Annotated in this window: 14 protein-coding genes and 1 tRNA gene; 9 read left to right on the plus strand and 6 right to left on the minus strand. The window is 65.0% G+C overall.

Annotated elements, in window-relative coordinates; all coding sequences use genetic code 11:
- Nucleotides 1–19: 19 nt before the first annotated feature.
- The 4 genes from ABD842_RS07710 to ABD842_RS07725 all read left to right on the plus strand — a co-directional run bounded on the left by ABD842_RS07710 (nt 20) and on the right by ABD842_RS07725 (nt 7,013).
- A complete protein-coding gene (locus tag ABD842_RS07710; protein WP_345112300.1) occupies nt 20–4,126 on the plus strand; it encodes a PAS domain S-box protein in 4,107 nt (1,368 codons plus the stop codon).
- Between the two features lie 61 nt (nt 4,127–4,187).
- Entirely contained in the window at nt 4,188–4,565 is a 378-nt protein-coding gene (locus ABD842_RS07715; RefSeq protein WP_345112301.1) for a response regulator, read from the plus strand.
- 104 nt (nt 4,566–4,669) lie between these two features.
- Nucleotides 4,670–5,437 (plus strand): MBL fold metallo-hydrolase, encoded by a 768-nt coding sequence (locus ABD842_RS07720; RefSeq protein ID WP_345112302.1) that lies wholly within the window; start codon nt 4,670–4,672, stop codon nt 5,435–5,437.
- 22 nt (nt 5,438–5,459) lie between these two features.
- Nucleotides 5,460–7,013 carry an NFACT RNA binding domain-containing protein gene (locus ABD842_RS07725; RefSeq protein WP_345112303.1) on the plus strand — a complete coding sequence of 518 codons (1,554 nt, stop codon included), beginning with the start codon at nt 5,460–5,462 and terminating at the stop codon, nt 7,011–7,013.
- 57 nt (nt 7,014–7,070) lie between these two features.
- Here the strand turns inward: ABD842_RS07725 and ABD842_RS07730 are convergent.
- Together ABD842_RS07730 and ABD842_RS07735 are read right to left on the minus strand one after the other, a co-directional pair.
- A tRNA-Leu gene (locus ABD842_RS07730) sits at nt 7,071–7,152 on the minus strand.
- A 293-nt stretch (nt 7,153–7,445) separates the two neighbouring features.
- Nucleotides 7,446–8,117: a Dps family protein gene (locus tag ABD842_RS07735; RefSeq protein ID WP_345112305.1), complete on the minus strand. Its 672-nt coding sequence runs from the start codon at nt 8,115–8,117 to the stop codon at nt 7,446–7,448.
- Nucleotides 8,118–8,316: 199 nt separating this feature from the next.
- Here ABD842_RS07735 and ABD842_RS07740 point away from each other — a divergent pair, with 199 nt between their 5' ends.
- Nucleotides 8,317–9,021: a VIT1/CCC1 transporter family protein gene (locus tag ABD842_RS07740; protein WP_345112306.1), complete on the plus strand. Its 705-nt coding sequence runs from the start codon at nt 8,317–8,319 to the stop codon at nt 9,019–9,021.
- 76 nt (nt 9,022–9,097) lie between these two features.
- Here ABD842_RS07740 and ABD842_RS07745 read toward each other — a convergent pair whose 3' ends face one another.
- Nucleotides 9,098–10,720: a hypothetical protein gene (locus ABD842_RS07745; protein WP_345112307.1), complete on the minus strand. Its 1,623-nt coding sequence runs from the start codon at nt 10,718–10,720 to the stop codon at nt 9,098–9,100.
- A gap of 171 nt (nt 10,721–10,891) precedes the next feature.
- Here ABD842_RS07745 and ABD842_RS07750 point away from each other — a divergent pair, with 171 nt between their 5' ends.
- Nucleotides 10,892–11,419 (plus strand): MOSC domain-containing protein, encoded by a 528-nt coding sequence (locus tag ABD842_RS07750; RefSeq protein WP_345112309.1) that lies wholly within the window; start codon nt 10,892–10,894, stop codon nt 11,417–11,419.
- 31 nt (nt 11,420–11,450) lie between these two features.
- Here ABD842_RS07750 and ABD842_RS07755 read toward each other — a convergent pair whose 3' ends face one another.
- The 3 genes from ABD842_RS07755 to ABD842_RS07765 all read right to left on the minus strand — a co-directional run bounded on the left by ABD842_RS07755 (nt 11,451) and on the right by ABD842_RS07765 (nt 14,087).
- Nucleotides 11,451–12,293: a sulfurtransferase gene (locus ABD842_RS07755; protein ID WP_345112311.1), complete on the minus strand. Its 843-nt coding sequence runs from the start codon at nt 12,291–12,293 to the stop codon at nt 11,451–11,453.
- Nucleotides 12,294–12,634: 341 nt separating this feature from the next.
- A complete protein-coding gene (locus tag ABD842_RS07760) occupies nt 12,635–13,012 on the minus strand; it encodes a hypothetical protein (RefSeq protein ID WP_345112312.1) in 378 nt (125 codons plus the stop codon).
- Between the two features lie 304 nt (nt 13,013–13,316).
- Nucleotides 13,317–14,087 carry a DUF2490 domain-containing protein gene (locus tag ABD842_RS07765; protein ID WP_345112314.1) on the minus strand — a complete coding sequence of 257 codons (771 nt, stop codon included), beginning with the start codon at nt 14,085–14,087 and terminating at the stop codon, nt 13,317–13,319.
- 490 nt (nt 14,088–14,577) lie between these two features.
- On the opposite strand from ABD842_RS07765, the gene ABD842_RS07770 reads away from it, so the two are divergent.
- The 3 genes from ABD842_RS07770 (at nt 14,578) to ABD842_RS07780 (ending at nt 18,676) form a co-directional block, all read left to right on the plus strand.
- Nucleotides 14,578–14,991, plus strand: coding sequence for a hypothetical protein (locus ABD842_RS07770; protein WP_345112316.1), 414 nt, complete (start codon nt 14,578–14,580; stop codon nt 14,989–14,991).
- Between the two features lie 355 nt (nt 14,992–15,346).
- On the plus strand, nt 15,347–16,981 hold the full coding sequence (locus ABD842_RS07775) for a T9SS type A sorting domain-containing protein (RefSeq protein WP_345112318.1): 1,635 nt from the start codon (nt 15,347–15,349) through the stop codon (nt 16,979–16,981).
- 75 nt (nt 16,982–17,056) lie between these two features.
- Complete coding sequence (locus tag ABD842_RS07780) at nt 17,057–18,676, plus strand: SBBP repeat-containing protein (RefSeq protein WP_345112320.1); 1,620 nt, start codon at nt 17,057–17,059, stop codon at nt 18,674–18,676.
- The last annotated feature ends 212 nt before the right edge of the window (nt 18,677–18,888 follow it).

Here is an 18,888-nt window from a genome sequence, read left to right on the forward strand (position 1 = left end):
CAGCTTACCTACCTGCCTGATGCCTGTTCGCCCTACTCCTCCGGCTGCTTCCGCGGCGGAAGCCGCTGCGGCGGCTCCCGCCGATTTCTACCGCGCCCTGTTCGAAGAGGCCTACGACGCCCTGCTCCTCTACGATGAGCACGGCGGCTTAGTCGACTGCAACCAGACGGCCCTGCACCTGCTGGGCACCACCCGCGCCATGCTGCTCGGGGCCGGGCTGATGGCCTTTGCTCTGCCCCCCACCGACGACCGCCAGGACCACTGGCTGTCGGAACCGATGCTGCACGAAGCCATCCTGACCACTGCCCGCACGGGCGAGAAATTTTCGAAGTGGTGGTACGGGCAGCGCATGGACCGCGAGCCGCTCGACGCCTGGGTGACGCTGCACCGCGTACCCCTGCCGGGGGGGGCCTCGCGCGTGCAGCTCACCATCCGCGACGTAACCAAGGGCCACCGCCGGCACGAAGTATTCACCCAGCAGCAGGTGATTGAGCGGGGCCAGCAGCAGCTGCGCGACCTGCTCAGCCGCACCAACCTGAGCTACGTGCTCGGCGACGAGCTCGGCAACATCGTGGACGTCAACGATTTTTTTCTGGCCTACACCGAGTACACCCGCGAGGAAGTCATTGGCCTGAACTTCTACGAGCTCTTCGCCCTGCCCGCCGAAAAGGAGCAGTTCAAACAGGCCTACCTCGACTGCCTCGCGCAGGAAAAGCTCCAGGACTTCTACGAGCGGGCCCTGCTGACCAAGTCGGGCCAGTCGCGGATGGTGAACTGGCACGCCGAGTTTGCCCGTGACTTTGAGGGTAAGATCACCGGGATTCTGGTAGTGGGCCGCGACTTTACCGACCGCCACATTGCGGCCCGGGCCCTGACCGACAACCGCACCCGCCTGCAGGATTTCCTCGACAATGCCCACGACCTGATTCAGAACCTGAGCATCGACAACCGCTTCCTGTTCGTGAACAAGGCCTGGAAGGAAAAGCTCGGCTACGAGGACGACGACCTGCCCCACCTGACGCTGGGCGATGTGGTGCACCCCTACTACAAGGCCAAGCTGCTCTACCAGCTGCGCAACCTGTACAAGGGCGAAAAGGTGAACAAGCTGGAAACCGTGTTTCTGACCAAAACTGGCAAGCCCGTCCACCTCATCGGCTCCATCAGCTGCTCCTGGCAGGACGATGAGCCGGTGAGCACCCGCGCCATCCTGCACGACATCACCGACCGCATCAAGGCCGAGCGCCTGCAGAAGGTGTACTACAGCATTGCCAACCTGGCCATCAGCTCCAAGGATTTGCACTCGCTCTACGGTGCCATTCACCGGGAGCTGAGCAAGATTATCGAAACCAACAACTTCTTCATTGCCCTCTGCGACGAGGAGCGCACCCAGCTGCAGTTTTCCTACTTCGTCGATCAGAATACCCAGGGCGAGCAGGGCCTGGTGTCGCGGCCGTTTTCGTCGGGAGTTTCCGAGTACATCATCCGCACCGGGCGGCCCCAGTTTCTGCTCCGGCCCGAGCTGGAGGAGCTTATTGCCAACGGCACCATCACGGCCTACGGGCTGATGCCGGAGGTGATGCTGTGCTCGCCGCTGAGCATCGGCGAGCGGATCATCGGCGTGATTACGGTGCAGGACTACCAGCGCGCCGACGCCTACGCGGCCGGCGACATCGAGATTCTGCACTTTATCTCCAACCAGGTGGCCCTGGCCATTGAGCGCAAGCGCAACGAGGTGCAGATTCAGAAGCAGAACGCGCGGCTGAATGCCATTTTTGAAAGTGGCTCCCACCTGATGTGGAGCGTGGATACCCATTCCCGCCTGACTTCCTTCAACCGCAACTACTCGGCTTACTTCCTGCGCCGCAACGGCGTGTACCCCACGCTGAACGTGAACCTCTGGCAGGCCGACCTGGGCATGATGGAGGACGACGCCCGCGAAGCCTTCGTGGAAAACTACCGCCGCGCTTACCAGGGCCAGCCCCAGCGCTTCGAGGTGCGCCTGCGCGACTCCCGCGGCCAGGATACCTGGCGCGAAATCTACCTGAACCCGATTTACCTGGACGACGGCTCGTTCGAGGAAATTTCGGGCATGGCCCACGACATCACCGAAAAAAAACGCTCCCAGCTGGAGCTGGCGGCCCAGGAAGAGAAGTTCCGGGCCATCTTCGAGTCGTTTCAGGACGTGTACTACCGCACTGATGGCAAAGGCGTACTCACGCTCGTCAGCCCCTCGGTGCTCGACATGCTGGGCTACACGCCCGATGAGGTCACCGGTACGCCCATCTACGACTATTACATCAATCCGTCGGAGCGCGAAGGTCTGCTCAACAGCATACGCCTGCACGGGGAGGCCCGCAACTTCGAAATTGCCATGCGCCACAAGTCCGGCCACTCCGTGAGCGTACTGGTGAATGCGCGCATGGTGCAGGATGGCCCTCTGGGCACCGAGGGCATCGGGCGCGACATCACCGAGCTCAAGCAGATGCAGGACGACCTGCGCCGGGCCAAGGACGAGGCCGAAACGGCCCTGGAAGCCAAAACGCAGTTTCTGGCCAACATGAGCCACGAGCTGCGCACGCCCATGAACGGCATCATCGGCATGATTGACCTGCTGCACCAGACCGTGTCGAGCGAGGAGCAGGAAGACTACGTGGATACGCTGCGCAAGTCCAGCGACGCGCTGCTGGCCATCCTGAACGACATTCTGGACCTCTCCAAGATTCAGGCCGGCAAGCTGCAGCTCAGCGAGTCGGGCATCGACCTGCACTACACCCTGGACAAGATCTACTCGCTGTTTGCCAACCGCGCCAACCAGAAGAAGCTCAAGTTCACCTACCACATCACGCCCCACACCCCGCGCTTCATCATTACCGACGAAACCCGGGTACTGCAGATCCTGTCGAACCTGACGTCCAACGCCATCAAGTTCACGGCCGCCGGCACGGTGAGCATCGTCGTCTCGTCGGTGAGCACCGACGGGGTGGAGCACGTGCTGCGCTTCGCGGTGCAGGACTCGGGCATCGGCATTTCGGCGGCCAACGAGAAGCTGCTGTTTACCAACTTCACCCAGCTCGACACCACGCCCACCAAGTCGTTTGGCGGCACGGGCCTGGGGCTGGCCATCAGCAAGCAGCTGGCCGAGCTGCTGGGCGGCGAAATCGGCATCTTCTCCAACGAGGGCGACGGCTCCACGTTCTGGTTTACCATGTGCTGCCGGGAGGCCTTCAACGCCGAGGAAATCGTGCAGGAGCGCCAGGCCTCGCGCGAGCGGAGCCTGGAGGTTATCCGCTTCGAGTCGGCCCCGCGGGTGCTGCTCGTCGACGACAACCCCATCAACCAGAAAGTAGCGACCCGCCTGCTCGACAAGCTGGGCTGCCAGATCGACGTGGCCGGCGACGGGTTCGAGGCCATCAGCAAAGCCACCGCCCCGGAAGCCCAATACGAGCTGATCTTCATGGACATCCAGATGCCGGAAATGGATGGCGTAACGGCCATGCAGGAAATCCGCCGCCGCCTGGGCCACCTGTGCCCGCCCATCGTGGCCATGACGGCTTACTCGATGAAGGAAGACGCCGACCGCTTCGTGCAGCAGGGCATGGACGACTACGTGTCGAAGCCGGTGAAGTCGCAGGCGCTGTATACGGTGCTGCGGCGCTGGACCGGGGCCACCGAGCGGCTCACCACGCTGGGGCTGAGCGCGGGGGCCGAGCCGGACGGGGCCACGGTGCAGGAGCCGCCGGCCCCGGCCCTGCTGCCCGCGGCGGCACCCGAGCCGCCGGCGAATGGCCTGATTGACCCCGAAATTCTGGAGCAGCTGCGCCAGCTGGGCGGCAGCGAGTTTGCGGCCCAGCTCTACGCCGATTTTGAGCAGGAAGCCGGGCAGCTGCTCGACGAGGCCAAAACGCTGGTGCAGGCCGGTCAATACGAACAGATTTTACCACATTTGCACCAACTGAAGGGAACCGGCTTTACCTTAGGCATTAATCCGCTGGCGGAATGTGCCAAACAACTGGAGCATGACCTCAAAGAGGGCCATATCCAGGACGCCGACGCAAACTTTCAGCACCTGCTGCGTTACTTTGCACAGTTCACGGCCGTATACCCGGCCGTGACCAACGCCAGCTGAGCCGGCCCCGGCTTAGCACTCCGACCTCTTCCCCTCCCTCTGACTCTACAACCCAACTCCCATGGCAGATCCCAAAACTATTCTGATTGCTGAAGACAGCTCCGTTATTCTGAACCTGACCAAGAAGATTCTGGAGCTGCAGCAGTACCGTATCGTGTCGGCCAAAAACGGGGGCGAAGTCATCAAGCAGGTGGAAAGCCAGCCGATTGACTGCGTGCTGATGGACATCAACATTCCGGTGAAGGACGGCATGGAGTGCACCCGCGAAATCCGCCGCAATGCCGACCCGCGCATCGCCGCCATTCCCATTATTGCCATCACCGGCAACGCCAACAACTACTCCATGGAGCAGTTTCGCGAGGCCGGCGTCACCGACTACCTGCCCAAGCCCCTCGACTTCGACGCCCTGGTGCGCGTGGTGAAGCAGTACGTCGGGTAGTTAGTGGGGACTTGGGGTCTTGGGATCTTGGGTTTTGTTCCGTAGGAAACACGCCGCGGAACGAAAACCAAGTTCGTAAGTCCTTAAGACCCTAAGTCCCTTTTATGCAGATAACTTTCCTGGGCACCGGCACGTCGCAGGGCGTGCCGATGATTGGCTGCCATTGTGCCGTGTGCCGCTCCGTCGATTACCGCGACAAGCGCCTGCGCGTGTCGGTGCACGTGCAGGTGCAGGACAAAAGCCTGATCATCGACTCCGGCCCCGACTTCCGCCAGCAGGTGCTGCGCGAAAGAATCGACCACCTCGACGCGCTGATCTTTACCCACGAGCACAAGGACCACACGGCCGGCATGGACGACATCCGGGCCTACAACTTCCGGCAGCAGCAGGACATGCCCGTGTACGCCGAGCCGCGGGTGCTCGAGCAGCTCAAGCGCGAGTACGCCTACATCTTTGCCGAGCATAAATACCCCGGCGTGCCCAAGGTGCAGACCATGCCCATCCTGAGCGACACGGACGTGTTCTGGGTGGAAGGCGTGCCGGTGCAGCCCATCCGGGCCCTGCACTACAAGCTGCCGGTGCTGGGCTTCCGCATCGGCAGCTTCACCTACATCACCGACGCCAACTACCTCTCGCCCGAGTCGCTGGAGCTGGTGCGGGGCTCGGAGGTGGTGGTGCTGAATGCCCTGCGGCACGAGCAGCACATTTCCCACTTCAGCCTGCAGGAAGCGGTGGACATCCTCACCGAGCTGGCGCCCCGGCAGGGCTACCTGACCCACATCGGCCACCAGCTGGGCCGGCACCGCGACGTGGAAGCTACCCTGCCGGACTTTGTGCGGCTGGCGTATGATGGGCTGCGGCTCACGCTGTAGGTTTATTTAAGATTCGGGCTCCGTGCACAACAACTACTACTTCCTGCGCCAGCTGGCCCCGGCCCTCACCCAGGCGCTGGCCGGCTTTCGGGTGGCGGCCTGCTTTTCCCAGGAAAAAGATGAGCTGGTCATCGGCCTGACCAAGGGAGCGGAGGAGTTCTGGCTGAAAGCTCAGCTGTCGGCCGCCTTTCCGCTGCTGGCGCTGCCCGAAACCTTCAACCGGGCCCGGGCCAACTCCGTGGACCTGCTGCCCGACCTGCTGGGCAAAGTGGTGATGCGGGCCAGCGTGTTTCTCAACGACCGGGTGCTGCAGCTGCATTTCCAGGGCGATGCTACCCTGCTCTTCAAGCTCTACGGACCCCGCCCCAACGCTATTTTCCGGCCTGGCCCCGCGGCGCCGGCCCAGCTGTTTCACCAGCGCTACACCGCCGATGCCGACCTGGCCCCCGCTCCCACCGCCCCGGCTCCCGACCCCGACAAACCGCTCCGCCAGTACCCCGCCCTCGGCGACCTGCCGCCGCGCTACCTGCGGGCCCACGGCTACGACAGCGCCGACCAGGCGGCCCGCCAGCAGCTGGTGCAGGATGTAGTAGCCCAGCTGGAAAATCCGCCCCAGTTTTACCTCACGGCCGTCGAGGGCAAAAGCCGGCTCACCCTGCTGCCCGTGGGCGAGATTGAGCAGGCCCTGCCGCCCGACCCGGTGGCGGCCCTGCGCCTGTTCGTGCGCCTTACCCTGGGGCGCCGGGCCTACGAGGCCGAGCTGCGGCAGGTACGGCAGGTGCTGGAAAAGCGCGCCGACGAGGCCACCACCAGCGCCGCCCACGCCCGCACCCGCCTGCACGCGCTGGAGCACACCGTGGGCTACCGCCAGACTGCCGACCTGATCATGGCCAACCTGAGCAATATTCCGCCCGGGGCCGCGCAGGTGGAAGTGCTGGATTTCTACCAGGAAGACCAGCCGCGCGTCATCAGGCTCAAGCCCACTGAAACGCCCCAGCGCACGGCCCAGAACTTCTACCGCAAGGCCAAAAACCAGCAGATCGAAACCAAGGAATTGCTTGAGCGCAGCGAGCGGCGCGAGGCCGACGCTTTCTGGTGCCTGGAGCGCCTGGAAGAGCTGGCGGCCATCACCGACCTGCGGACCCTGCGCGCCTGGCGTAAAACCCACGACCTGCTGCCCGCCACCAAGGCAGTGGAGGCTGCGGAGCTGCCGTTCAAGGTGTTTACCGATTCGGGCTTTACCATTCTGGTGGGGCGCAATGCCCAGAACAACGACCTGCTCACCCAGCGCTACGCCCACAAGGACGACCTCTGGCTGCACGCCAAAGACGTCACCGGCTCCCACGTGGTGATCAAGCATAAGTCGGGGCAGGTGGTGCCGGAGCCCGTGGTGGAGCGCGCGGCGCAGCTGGCCGCCTGGTACTCGCGGCGCAAAAACGACTCGCTCTGCCCCGTCACCGTTACGCCCAAGAAGTTTGTGCGCAAGCGCAAGGGCGCCATTGCCGGGCAGGTGGTGGTGGAGCGCGAGCGGGTGGTGCTGGTGGTGCCCGCCAATCCGTTTGAGCGGGTCAGCTAGCAGGGCCCGGAAAGCAAAAAATCCGCTTCAGCCAGGCTGAAGCGGATTCCGTCGCTGTGCGCGCGGGGAGATTCGAACTCCCACACCCGAAGGCACCACCCCCTCAAGATGGCGTGTCTACCAGTTTCACCACGTGCGCGACTGATTGTACTAACTCTTTACTCTGCCAACAGCCGAAGCTGCAGCACTTCACTAAGGCGGTGAAGTGGGGACAAAAGTAGCCGGTTGAGCCAACCGGTGCAAGTCGGAAAGCGTTTTTTCTGCGAAAAAAGCCTTTTCCCTCTGCCATTTTCACCCTGACCAGCTAATACTCAGGGCTCAAGGCGAGTGGAAAAGATTCAGGCAGCCGGCAATAAGCAGCTCGTCTCCGCCACCAAACCAAAAAGGCCCGGCATCTTCCGATACCGGGCCTTCTGGCGGGCTGCGGCGGACTTAGTCGGCGCGCGCCAGGGGCGTATCCACTACGTGCTCCGACACGAACCACACCTGCATTTCGTTGGTGCGCATCACCTGGCTTACCACCAGGTCGTTGGTGCCGTCGTCGCCGCTTTCGTCGGCGCGCTTGGCAAAGTCGTGGCTGTTCTTGAGCATAATCTGGTGGGCTTCCAGCAGGCGCGATACCTGCACCGGCGCTTCCTCCCGGTCCCTGGGCGGGCGCGGAATGGTCGTCAGATCGGCTACGTCGGCGGCCATGGCAATGGCGACGCCGCCCAGAATCTGAATTCGCTCAGCAATGGTGTCGACCAGCACGCTTTGCTCCTCGTAATGCTTGTCGTAGAGCAGGTGGAGCTGGTAGAACGTGGGGCCGACCACCTGCCAATGGTGCTTTTTGTACAGGTCGCGCAGGGTGATGGTGTCGGCCAGCATCTGGTTGAGCATCGTCACGCTGTCCATGCGCACCTTATCGGCCAGCCCGATCGGCAGGCGCTGCGACACGGTGCCGTACTTCTGCAGGGGCAGCGGCGAGCCGGTCTGCTGGTTGAGGACGGGCTGCACGCTGGATTGGGACAAGCCATTGCTCTTGGCCGCCGAGGCGGGCTTGGCAGCAGATTTAGGAGCAGCCGCTTTGGCGGCGGGTTTCTTGGTGGTGTCTTTGGTGGCCATAGGGTTGGATTGCTGAGAAGAACGGGCGGTGGTAAATCCGTACCACGCGTCGCCACCTGCTTTACGCACGAATGCGGGGGAGGTTTGCCCGGCGGCGCAGTTGCTATGCTGAGCGCCGGCGCCGCACCGCTTTCGCACCGAGCCGGGCTTCCGCAGAAATGCGCGTACTTGAATTTCGTTTTCCTCCTGCCTTGCTGCCATGCACCCCCACCACCATCCCCACCCCGAAGACCACCTGACCAGCTCGGCCATGCTCCAGGATATCGTCATTGGCTTATCCGACGGCCTGACGGTGCCCTTTGCCCTGGCCGCCGGCCTGAGCGGGGCCGTGGATTCGTCGGCGCTGGTCATCACGGCGGGGCTGGCCGAAATTGTGGCGGGCTCCATTGCCATGGGCCTGGGCGGGTACCTGGCGGGCCGCACCGAGGTAGAGCACTACGACGCCGAGCTGGCCCGGGAGCACCGCGAGGTGCAGGAAGTGCCGGAAGTGGAGCGGGCCGAGGTGCGCGACCTGCTGGCCGAAATCGGCTTGTCGGAAGCCACCCGGGAGCTGGCCGTGCAGGAGCTGACGGCCAACCCCGAGCAGTGGGTGCGGTTTATGATGAAGTATGAGCTGGGCCTGGAGAAGCCCGACCCCCGGCAGGCGCCCAAAAGTGCCGCCACCATCAGCCTGGCCTACGCCCTGGGCGGCCTGATTCCGCTGAGCGCCTATTTCTTTACCTCCACACCCACCGACGGCCTGCTCTGGTCGGCTGTCATCACGCTGGTCTGTCTGCTGCTGTTCGGCTACCTCAAAAGCCGCCTGACCGGTCAGGCGCCCATTGCCGGCGCCTTCAAGATGGCCGGCGTCGGAGCCCTGGCCGCCGGGGCCGCCTTCTTCGTGGCCCGCCTGATCAGCAGCTGATTCGTATCAAGTCCACCAAAAAAAGCCGGCCCCTGCGCGGGGTCCGGCTTTTTTTGGTGGATTACCAGCGCAGGCGCTATTCGGTACCGGTGCGCAGCAGGCGGGCCATCTGGCTGCCGTCGGGGGTGCGGGCCAGGTACAGGCCGGCGGGCACGGTAGCGGCGGGGCGCCACTGCACCTGCCCCGAAGGCAGGCTCTGCAGCGTGGCAATCTGCCGGCCCAGCTGGTCGAATACCAGCACCGGCTGCACGCCGGCCTTAGCCAGCTGGAAGCTCACCTGCCCCTGGAAGGGCGTGGGCACCGCCACCAGGGCCGTGGCGTGGCGGGCTGGCCGGGTCGAGAGCAGCGTGTTGGTGACGCGGAACGTGAGCGTCTGAGTCTGCACGCCTTTGATGGGGCAGGCGTCGTCGGTGGTCGTCACGGTGCAGTAGTACAAACCCGAGGGCAGCGTCACGGGCGGAATCCAGGTGATCTGACCCGTGGGATTCACACTGGGCGGTGCGGGCGTGAACTCGGAGTTGGGCAAAGCCTGCTCCACGTTGCTGGTCATGGTCAGCAGCTGGGTGCCGTTGGCATCGGCAGCCGGCACGCGCACGGTAATAAGCTGCCCGGCAGTGGCGGCAATGGGGGTCGTGACCGACTGGGGCACGGAGCTGCCGTTGACGGTAAGCAAGCCGACCACCGGGTTCACGTTGTTGCCGCAGTCGACTACGGTAAACAGGATATCGCGCCGCACGCTGCCCACCAGGGCCAGGTACCGTTGCCCGATGGCGTTGGTCAGGTAGCGGTACTCCGACACTTCCACGGCCACCACGTTCTTGTTTTCCGCGCTGTTGACGGCGGGGTTGAACAGCACCGGCAGCATGGAAATGGAGCCATTGGCCGGGTTGAAGTCAAAATAGGGCTGACCCGTCAGGATTGGGCAGGTGCCCGAGAGGTTAAACGAAGCCAGCGGAAACCGGGGGGAGTAACGAGCTACGGTAGTTACGACCACGCAGGGCGGTGTGGCGCTCAGCTGAAAATTACCATCATTGGGCAGGCGCTTGTAAGTGAGCGTATCCGTGCCGCAGCCCACCAGGGGAGCCACCAGCTCGTACACCAGCGAGTCGCCGTCGGGGTCCAGGGCCAGCTGGCTGAACGTGGTCGGCAGCTTCCAGCCCACAAACTTCACCACCTGGCCGTTGCTGCTGAACACGGGTGAGCTGTTGCTCTGGCCCTGGCGGTTGTCGAGCGTGGCTTCCGTGTACAGCTCGACACTGCTGGCATTTTCGACGTTGCCCAGCTCGGGGCGGGCATTGACGGAGACGCTCATCGTCCACTGGCCCGGAGGCAGCGTGAGGGTAGCCGTAAATTCACCGGTTTCGTAGTTGGTGGGCTGGTTGAACCCGCAGGGTGAGCCAACAGCGGCGCAGTAGTCGCTACCGGTGCGCCGGGTACCCGGCACCAGTACCATGCGGACCCTGGGCCAAGGGCCGCCGGTGCAGCCCGTCGTCCGGTACTCGAGGTCGGCAACGATGCCGTTGAAGTCAACGCCCCCGCAGTCGCGGTACACCCGGTAGGTTACCTTATACTGGTTGGGGCCGGCCAGCTTCACGTAGGAAAGCTCGGCTGCCTGCATGTGGGACGCCCGCAGCTGCTGGGCCCCGAGCAGTATAGTCAGCAGAAGCAGCCAACGGGTAAGCAGTAATCGTGTAGCCATCTGAGTAGCAGTAGAGATGAATGAATTGACATAGATAAATAAAAAACCCGGTGGCTTTGGGTCCAGGCAGCAATACTTTGTGGGCCGCGCGGCCCGCAGCAGCTTATCCAGCCGTGAAATAACTGCTTGGAGCCGGCGTACGTAGCTTTTCCATCTTACCCTTTCTTTCTTATGCCCTTCCCCTTCTTCGGCGACGACAAATCGAAAATTGCGCAGATGCTGGCTACCCTGCCCCAGACCGGCCGCCTCGAGTGGATCGGGCTGCGCCCTGCCCGCCGCGAGCCGCTGCAGCCCGTGCCCGAGGCCACGGCCGAAACCGACCGCCACCTGCTGGGCGACCATGCCCGGGTGAAGGCCGGCGGCAAGCGGCAGGTCACCCTCATTCAGCACGAGCACCTGGCGGCGGTGGCGGGCTTCCTGGGGCTGCCCGAAGCCGTGGAGCCCGGCCGCCTGCGCCGCAACCTGGTGGTGAGTGGCCTGAACCTGCTGGCGCTGAAAAACCGGCACGTCCAGCTCGGCGACGAGGTAATCCTGGAAATCACCGGGGAGTGCCACCCCTGCTCCCGCATGGAGGAAGAGCTGGGCCCCGGGGGCTACAACGCCATGCGCGGCCACGGTGGCCTCACCGCCCGCATCGTGCAGGGCGGCGCGCTGCGGGTGGGCGACGTGGTGCGGGTGCTGGAAAAGGAGCCCCAATAACCGGCGCGCCGGGCCGGGTAGGGTGCGGGCCTCAGCTCCCGGTAGCCTGCGGGAAGCCGCGGCGCGACCATTCGCTCCACGAGCCCACGTACAGCTGCGGCAGCGGCAGCCCCGCCTGCGCAAAGCCCAGCAGCGTGTGGCAGGCCGTGACGCCGGAGCCGCAGTGCACAATTGCGTCGGCGGCCGGGCGCCCCGCCAGCACCGCTTCGTACCGGGCCCGCAGCGCGGCCGGAGCCAGGTAGCGGCCCTGGGCGTCGAGGTTTTCGGCGAAGGGCAGGTTGACGGCGCCCGGAATATGCCCGGCTACCAGGTCGATGGGCTCCGACTCGCCCCGGTAGCGGAAGGCCTCGCGCACGTCGATAATCAGGCTGCTGCCGCTGGCCGAGGCCTGCTGGACAGTGGCGGTGGAGGCCACCGGCAGCTGCCAGGCGCTGAACGGGTAGGGCTCCCGCGGGGTGGCCGGCGCCACGGGGGCCGCGCTGCTTTCGAAGCCGGCGGCCAGGGCCGCGGCCAGGCCGCCGTCGAGCACCTGCACGGCCGCGTGGCCCGCGCTGCGCAGCAGCCACCAGGTGCGGGCCGCGGCATTGGCCCCGCTTTTGTCGTCGTACACCACTACCGGGGTTTCGGGACCGATGCCGAGCTGACCCAGCAGGCGGGCAAAGTCGGCCACGGGCGGCAGCGGGTGCCGGCCGCCCTGGGCGGCGTCGGCAGTGGGGCGGGCCAGGTCGTGCTCCAGATCCACGAACCGGGCCCCGGGCAGGTGGCCGGCGGCGTAGCGGGCCGGGGCATCGGGACCGGAGCGGGCATCAAGCAGAACGACGGACCCGGCGGCCTGGCGGCGTTGCAGTTCGTGGGCGGTGATGAGGGGCAGCATCGGGCAGAAGAAGTTACGGGGCCGGTGGCCGGTTGGCCGCCCCAATGGGAAAAGAACACTGCCCGCGCACCCGGGCGGCGAAGCCGGTCCGGCGCGCGCGGGGTACACCAGCAGGCCGGCGTCGCCGAAGGTAAGCGGGAACCACCGAAAGCAAAGCCCATCGGCGCGGGATTTACGGCCACCGCGCCGCCGCCGCGCCTGGGCGTAGCAACTTTCGCCCGGGCCGCCGGCCCGCGCCCTGCGACTAGTTACCGGTTTTGCCGGCGCCAGCAGCCAAAAGCCCCGGCTGCTCGTGCGTGACGAACAGCCGGGGCTCCTGACCAACAGATTCGAAAAGGGGCTTAGCGGGTGGTGCTGCCGCTGGTAGTGCCCGTAGTGGTGGTGCCCGCCGTGGTGGCACTGGTCGTGGAGCCCGTGTTCATTCCCGAGGTGGTGCCACCCGGCGTGCCCGCCGTGGTAGCGGCGGGGGTACCTGAAGTGGAGCCGGAAGTGCTGTAGCCACCGGAGCTGGTTGTGGAGCCCGAGGTGGTGCCGCTGGTCGAACCGGACATAGAGCCGCTGGTTGAAGCACCGGAGGTAGAGCCGCTGGTCGAGCTGTCCGTAGTGCCGGATTCATTCGGCGTGCCGGAGTTGGTCGACGAGCAGGAAGACAGGGCGGCAGCAGCCCCAAACAGCAGCGCCATAACGCTGGTAGCAGACGGTTTGTTGGTCGGTTTCATAGGGGTAGTGGTTAGGTTGAGGAAGTGCCGCAACGGGCACCCAGGAAGCCCTTGTACGTGCCCTTTGCCCGGTAGTTTACCCAGCCGGCCGAAACACAGCTTCCCCGGTCCCTCGCCTCGCCGGGCTTACGAACCCCAGGACCCGCTTTCCGTCGGCCAGGCCCGGAATTAGCCCGAAGTAGGTGGCGGGGCGCCCGGCATTTTCACCGGCAGCTCGACCGGCCTCCTGCCTGGAAAGACCGCAGTGCCGGCCAGCCGCAACTCGTCTGGGGAGCCGGCGGTCGGGCCCGGCTCCTGGCGCGGCCTAATCCTGCTGGGAGGGCAGCGTTTCGGAGCGGGGCGTGGAGCCCTGGTGGCTGAGCCGGTACTGCAGGGTGAGCACCACGTTGTTCTTGGTGACAGTGCCCAGCGGCACCAGCTGCCCCTGCCGGAACGCGGGCTGGCTGTAGTTGGCCTGCCGCAGCCAGCCCAGCTGCAGACTCAGGTGCCGGTCCAGCTGGTAGCCCAGCCCGACGTAGAAGCGGTTGCGCTCCAGCACCGGCCCCCGCGGATTGAGGAACACTTCGTCGTAGACCGACAGAAACACGGTATGGTTGGTAACGGTCTGGTGGTTGAGGGGCACAAAGGCATTCAGGCGGTAGCGCAGGCGCTGCCGGAAGGCGGTGCTGTCTTCGGTCCGGTACCGAAACCAGCGCTGCTCTACGCGGTAGCGGTGCTCGATCTTGAGCCGGCTCATGTACTGACTCAGCACCAGCTGCTGCCACAGGCGCTTTTCCAGCGTGAGCGGGCCGGGCGCCTCGTAGGTGTTGTAGCGCCCCCCGCCCAGCAGCAGGGTGAAGTTCTTGTCCAGGTCGTAGCTCAGGCCCCCTTTCAGCTCGTTGTAGAAGTACTGGCGCAGCAGGCCGTTGGCGCGGGCCTGCACCTCCACGTAGCCGCCCCACTTCTTCTCCACGCTGCCCGGCAACGACACCGTGCCGATAGCCCAGCTGCCCCAGGTTCCGGGCGTCTGGGCCCGGGCGGCTCCACTGCCCAGCAAGCCCATCAGGCCGGCGAAGGCCAATACTACTCGGTTCATCAAATACAAGGTGGGTGGACCGCGAAGGTAACACCAAAGCCGCCCGCTGGGTGGGCTACCGGGGCCGGATTATCCGGTTGCCCGGGCCCACCACCAGAATAGCCCCGCAGGCCCCCGTAAAGGTGGCCTGGTCGTCACGGCCAATGAGCTGCCCATGCTGGCCGGTGCCGGCCCGGGTTTGCCCCGATTATCGCCCGTAAGAAGCGGTTTGGGTTAGCCCGCAAACGGCAGCCTTCTCAGCCTGACTCAAACAGAGCAGCTTCCAAGGACGATGTCCTCGCCGGGGCGTGTGACCACGGCCCCGCTGGCCTCGCAGCCTGAAAGTCCGCGCTACCCCGCTCCCGTCCGCCAGTCCGTCCGGCCAACCTGAGAGTTGTGCTGAGGATGATGGCTGGCTGAGTTGTCTATGAAATTCTGTATATTCAGACAAGGACAAGACTGTGGAGCGAAGTGCGCCCCACGAGGCCTGCCACTCCATTCACGCTTTGCCATGCATTTGTCGCCTTTTTGCCTGCTGCTGGTGCTGGCTTTTCCGGCTGGTGCTCAATCGGTACGGTCGGCAACGGCCCCCATGTCGTCCCAGGACTATTCCCTCAAGAGCCGAAATCAGCGCACGACGGCCCGCGTGCTGCTCATCGGGGGCGGCCTGGTGGCTGGCACCGTGGTATATGCCACGCTGCCGGGCAAAAGCGTCTCCTTAGACGTATTACCCCTTGTAGGTGGCGTGGGCGTGGCCGGTGGGCTGGCCGCGCTCGGCAGCATCCCCTTGTTCATAGCCGCGGGCCGCAACAGGCGCAAGGCTGCCCCTATTGCTCAGGTGGAAGTAGGCACGCTGGCTGCCCCCGCTTACGCCGGTGCCACTCCAGTATTTGGCCCCACCCTGGGGCTCCGCATCAGCCTGTAAGCCCCCCCGGGAAGCCCCTCACCCGGGACGGCCGGCGGTGGGTAAGGTGGTAGTGGAGTAGCACCGCCGCGCCGGTCGCCGCCCGCATCCGCCGCCTCCGGCCCGAGAAAGTGGAGCCCCTGCTGGCCACGCTGGCCGCCCTGAGCCTCATTCGCCACACTGAGGAAGGCTACGCGGTGTAGGTAATGCCGAATACAAAAAGAACGTCATGCTTGATCTGACGTCCGCGCAGCGTAGCGGAACCGAAGTAGCTCTACCGCTCCGTTGTAGTGGTAAGTACCAAACACGCTCTCACGCAGGCTACGTGCATTTACCTACCTTGTAGGCTATGGCAAGAACTACCTACCTAACCGCCTTGGGTATACTCGTTTGCTGGTGCTGCATCAGCCCCCGGTTGGTGCGGGCGCAAGCGGCGCCCGCCTGGCGCTGGGCCCAGGGCTTCCGAACGAATCAATACAATGGCCCGGCGGCGCTGGCCGTAGACAGCGTCGGCAATACCTATCTGGCCGGTTCTTTCGATACTCTCTTGCCATTGGGGGCGGGCCAGACCCTCACACCCCAGGACGGCACTGATGGCTTCCTGGCCAAGTTCAGCCCTACCGGAACCCTGCTTTGGGCCCGACAGCTGAGCGGAGCAGGTGGCCAGGCTCTTTCCTGCCTCAAGCTACTCAGCGGCCCCGGCGGCGACCGGCTCTACGTAGCCGGTACGCTGGCAGCCGGGGCGGTAACCATTGGCCCGCAAACGCTGCCCGTACTCACCCGCGACCAGTGCGCTTTTACGGCGTGCTTCGATGGCCAGGGCCAATTGCAGTGGCTACGTCCCCTAACCAGTTTGAGCGGCAGCACCACTCCCTACGATACGGAGCTGGATGCGGCCGGAAACTATTACTTGCTGGGGGGCGTACGCGGAGCCGTGGCGCTGGGGGCTCACTTGCTCACCACCAGCGGCCCGGCTCCCCGGGAGGAACAGCAGATTTTCTGGGCCAAGTTCTCCCCGGGTGGTGTGGCCCTCTGGGCCCGACAAAGCCCGATTGGCCCACAATCTAACCATGAAGTACCGGCTACCAGCCTAACCGTAAGCGCATCGGGCAATGCCGTGTACCTGCTGGGCGGGATAGGTCAGTTGGCCGGGGTGTTTGCCGGCATGCCCCTGCCCCCGCCGCTTGGCGGCACCGACGTGCTGGTAACCAAGTGCGACCGCCTGGGCCGCCCCCGCTGGGTAAACCGGAGCGGTGGGGTAGGTGGGTGGAATAACCCCGGCGCCGCTGCCCTCGACGCAACAGGTCACCTGACGGTAGGACTGATCTTTTCGGGTGCCGCCGCTTTCGGCTCCTACTTTTTTTCGACCCCGCCAGGTACTTACCGGGCGGCAATACAGGTGCTGGATTCGGTGGGGACGGTGGTGTGGGCACACGCCCCGGCCGCGCAAGGCATCAGCGACCTGCTGACCGACCCGGCCGGCAATCTGTATGCGCTCCTATATGGCAGCAACGGCTTTCTGGGCGTGGCCGTCACCTGCTACTCGCCCTCACGACAGGTGCGCTGGTCCTTGACCTCTGGTACGGGTAATGAGTACCCGGCTCGTGGGGCGCTGGGCGCTGGCGGCCACTTAAGCATCGTGGGGCGCTATCAGGTGGCGGCGGCCTTCGGGCCGTTCAGACTGTCACCGCATTACGTGCGTGGGGTGGGTCCCGAGAGCTTTTATCTGGCCCAGGCAGGGGCGGCATTGCCCCTGGCTACCCGCAGCTCGTCAGCCACAAAGCGGCTGGCCCTCTACCCCAACCCGGCCACCGACGTGCTGCACCTGCCGGCCCTCCCCGCCGGCGCCCCCGTGCAGCTGCTCGACACCCGGGGCCGGGTAGCGCGCGAAACCACCGTATCGGTTGGCACCCAGACAATAGCAGTCCAGGGCTTGGCCCCGGGCCTCTACATGCTGCGCGCCACCGATGCCCGGGGCCGGCAGTACGCCGGTAAGCTGGTAGTAGAGTAACTAAATCCTTAATCCTCCCATCCGACCACGCGTACCATGTTTACCTTTTCTTCCATCTGCCGGCCGGCGGCCGGTTTGCTCCTAGGAATCTGCGCCGCCTGGAGTGCTCAGGCCCAGTCCGGCTCTCCGGCCTGGACCAGCGCCCAATCAGTCAGCACGACTTCTTTACCCGCGGTGGGCACCGCCGTCGACGCCACCGGCAACACCTACACCGCCGGGCGCTTTACGGGCACTGCCAGCTTTGGCGGCACCGCCTACACCAGCCAGGGGGGCGGAGATGCTTACCTGGCCAAATACACGCCGGCCGGCGCACTGGCTTGGGTCCGTATCCTTGGCGGCCCCGGCAGCGAGTCGGCCAATGATCTAGCCCTTGATGCGGCTGGCAACGCCTACATCACCGGCGACTTTTCGGCCACCGTCACCCTGGGCAACAACCTGGTGCTCAACGGCGGCACGCCCGGCATCAAAGCCTTCGTTGTGCGGTTTTCTCCGCTGGGCATGCCGGAGTGGGCTTTGCACAGCGCCGATTTCAGCTCCGGCACCAGTCTGGCCATCGATGCCAACGACAACGTGTACGTCGCCGGCACGTTCGGGCCAAATCTGACCCTGGGTGGGGCCTCCATCACCATACCCGGTGCTTACGAGCGTTACGCGCCCTTCCTGGCCCGGCTATCCGCCGCTACCGGCCAGCTCAGCCGGCTGACTCCGGCCTTCTTCTACGCCCCCAACGGCACCACAACGGCCACCTACAGCCCGCCCGAAGTAGCCGTCAGCCCTGCCGGCGCTGCTTATCTGATCAATGCCTTCGTGGAAAGCCCCGTGGTCGGGCCCGCTACGTTTACCAGCCGGGGCCTTACCGATGCCCTGGTGCTTTGCCTCAATGAGCAGGGCACCGTGCAGTGGGCGCGCCAGATCGGCGGCACCAATAATGAGTACATCAACGACGGTATTGTCGACGCGGCGGGCAACTTTTACGTCACGGGCTACTTCGCCGGGCAGGCCTTCGCCGATGCGCTTGCCTTGCCCAATGCCGGCGGCTTCGATGGCTTCCTGGTAAAGTTCTCCCCCCAGGGTGATGCCTTGTGGGCCCGCAACGCCGGGGGCCCGGCCTTCGACTCCCTGTACGGCCTGGCGTTAGACCAGGCCGGTCAACCCTACGTCACGGGTAATTTTAGCGGTACCGCTCAGTTCGGCCCCACCACCCTGACCGCCGCTGGCGCCACGGATATCTGCGTAGTGGCCTACACGGCCCAGGGCCAGGTGCGCTGGGCCCAGCAAGCCGGAGGAACCGCCATTGACACCGGCCACGGTATCGGCCTGAACGCGGGCGGCGACATCTACCTCAGCGGTACTCTGCGCGGCCCCGCCACCTTTGGCTCGTACTTGGTACCCGTTGCGGCCCCGGTGGAGTGCTTCCTGGCCCGCCTAGACGCTACCCTGCCCACGGCCACCAAAGGGCCCCAGCCCCGGGCCCTGGGCCCGTATCCGAACCCCGCCACCGACCTCGTTTATCTGCCCGCCCTGGCTGCCGGCACCCGCGTAGAGCTCATCGATGCCTGGGGCCGCCTAGTGCGCGAAACCCTTGTCTCGGCCACCGCTCAGGTATCGGTGCGGGGCCTGGCGCCCGGCCTCTACACCCTACGCGCCCCCGATGCCCAGGGCCGACCCTTTGCCGGCAAGGTGGTGGTTGAGTAGCCTTCGCCGGCATTTCTAACGCAAACGGCCGCCCCGGAATCCGGGGCGGCCGTTATTGCATTTTCCCGGGGCAGGAGCTTCGGGGTAGGTTCGGGGTAGGTTCTCGGTAGCTGTATAGTCCCAGCGTGAGGTGGGTCGGGTCCTGGGTAAAGTTAACGGGGTTTTTCTGCCACTGGGCACACACAAATTCATGTGGCGTGAGGCCGCGTAAG

It is taken from the genome of Hymenobacter algoricola (assembly GCF_039539525.1).
Lineage (GTDB): Bacteria > Bacteroidota > Bacteroidia > Cytophagales > Hymenobacteraceae > Hymenobacter > Hymenobacter algoricola.

Bases quoted from the DNA above. Each gene is read 5' to 3' on its own strand.
- ABD842_RS07710 (WP_345112300.1), top strand. From the start codon at position 20: ATGCCTGTTCGCCCTACTCCTCCGGCTGCTTCCGCGGCGGAAGCCGCT.
- ABD842_RS07715 (WP_345112301.1), top strand. From the start codon at position 4,188: ATGGCAGATCCCAAAACTATTCTGATTGCTGAAGACAGCTCCGTTATT.
- ABD842_RS07720 (WP_345112302.1), top strand. From the start codon at position 4,670: ATGCAGATAACTTTCCTGGGCACCGGCACGTCGCAGGGCGTGCCGATG.
- ABD842_RS07735 (WP_345112305.1), bottom strand. From the start codon at position 8,117: ATGGCCACCAAAGACACCACCAAGAAACCCGCCGCCAAAGCGGCTGCT.
- ABD842_RS07740 (WP_345112306.1), top strand. From the start codon at position 8,317: ATGCACCCCCACCACCATCCCCACCCCGAAGACCACCTGACCAGCTCG.
- ABD842_RS07745 (WP_345112307.1), bottom strand. From the start codon at position 10,720: ATGGCTACACGATTACTGCTTACCCGTTGGCTGCTTCTGCTGACTATA.
- ABD842_RS07750 (WP_345112309.1), top strand. From the start codon at position 10,892: ATGCCCTTCCCCTTCTTCGGCGACGACAAATCGAAAATTGCGCAGATG.
- ABD842_RS07755 (WP_345112311.1), bottom strand. From the start codon at position 12,293: ATGCTGCCCCTCATCACCGCCCACGAACTGCAACGCCGCCAGGCCGCC.
- ABD842_RS07760 (WP_345112312.1), bottom strand. From the start codon at position 13,012: ATGAAACCGACCAACAAACCGTCTGCTACCAGCGTTATGGCGCTGCTG.
- ABD842_RS07765 (WP_345112314.1), bottom strand. From the start codon at position 14,087: ATGAACCGAGTAGTATTGGCCTTCGCCGGCCTGATGGGCTTGCTGGGC.
- ABD842_RS07770 (WP_345112316.1), top strand. From the start codon at position 14,578: ATGCATTTGTCGCCTTTTTGCCTGCTGCTGGTGCTGGCTTTTCCGGCT.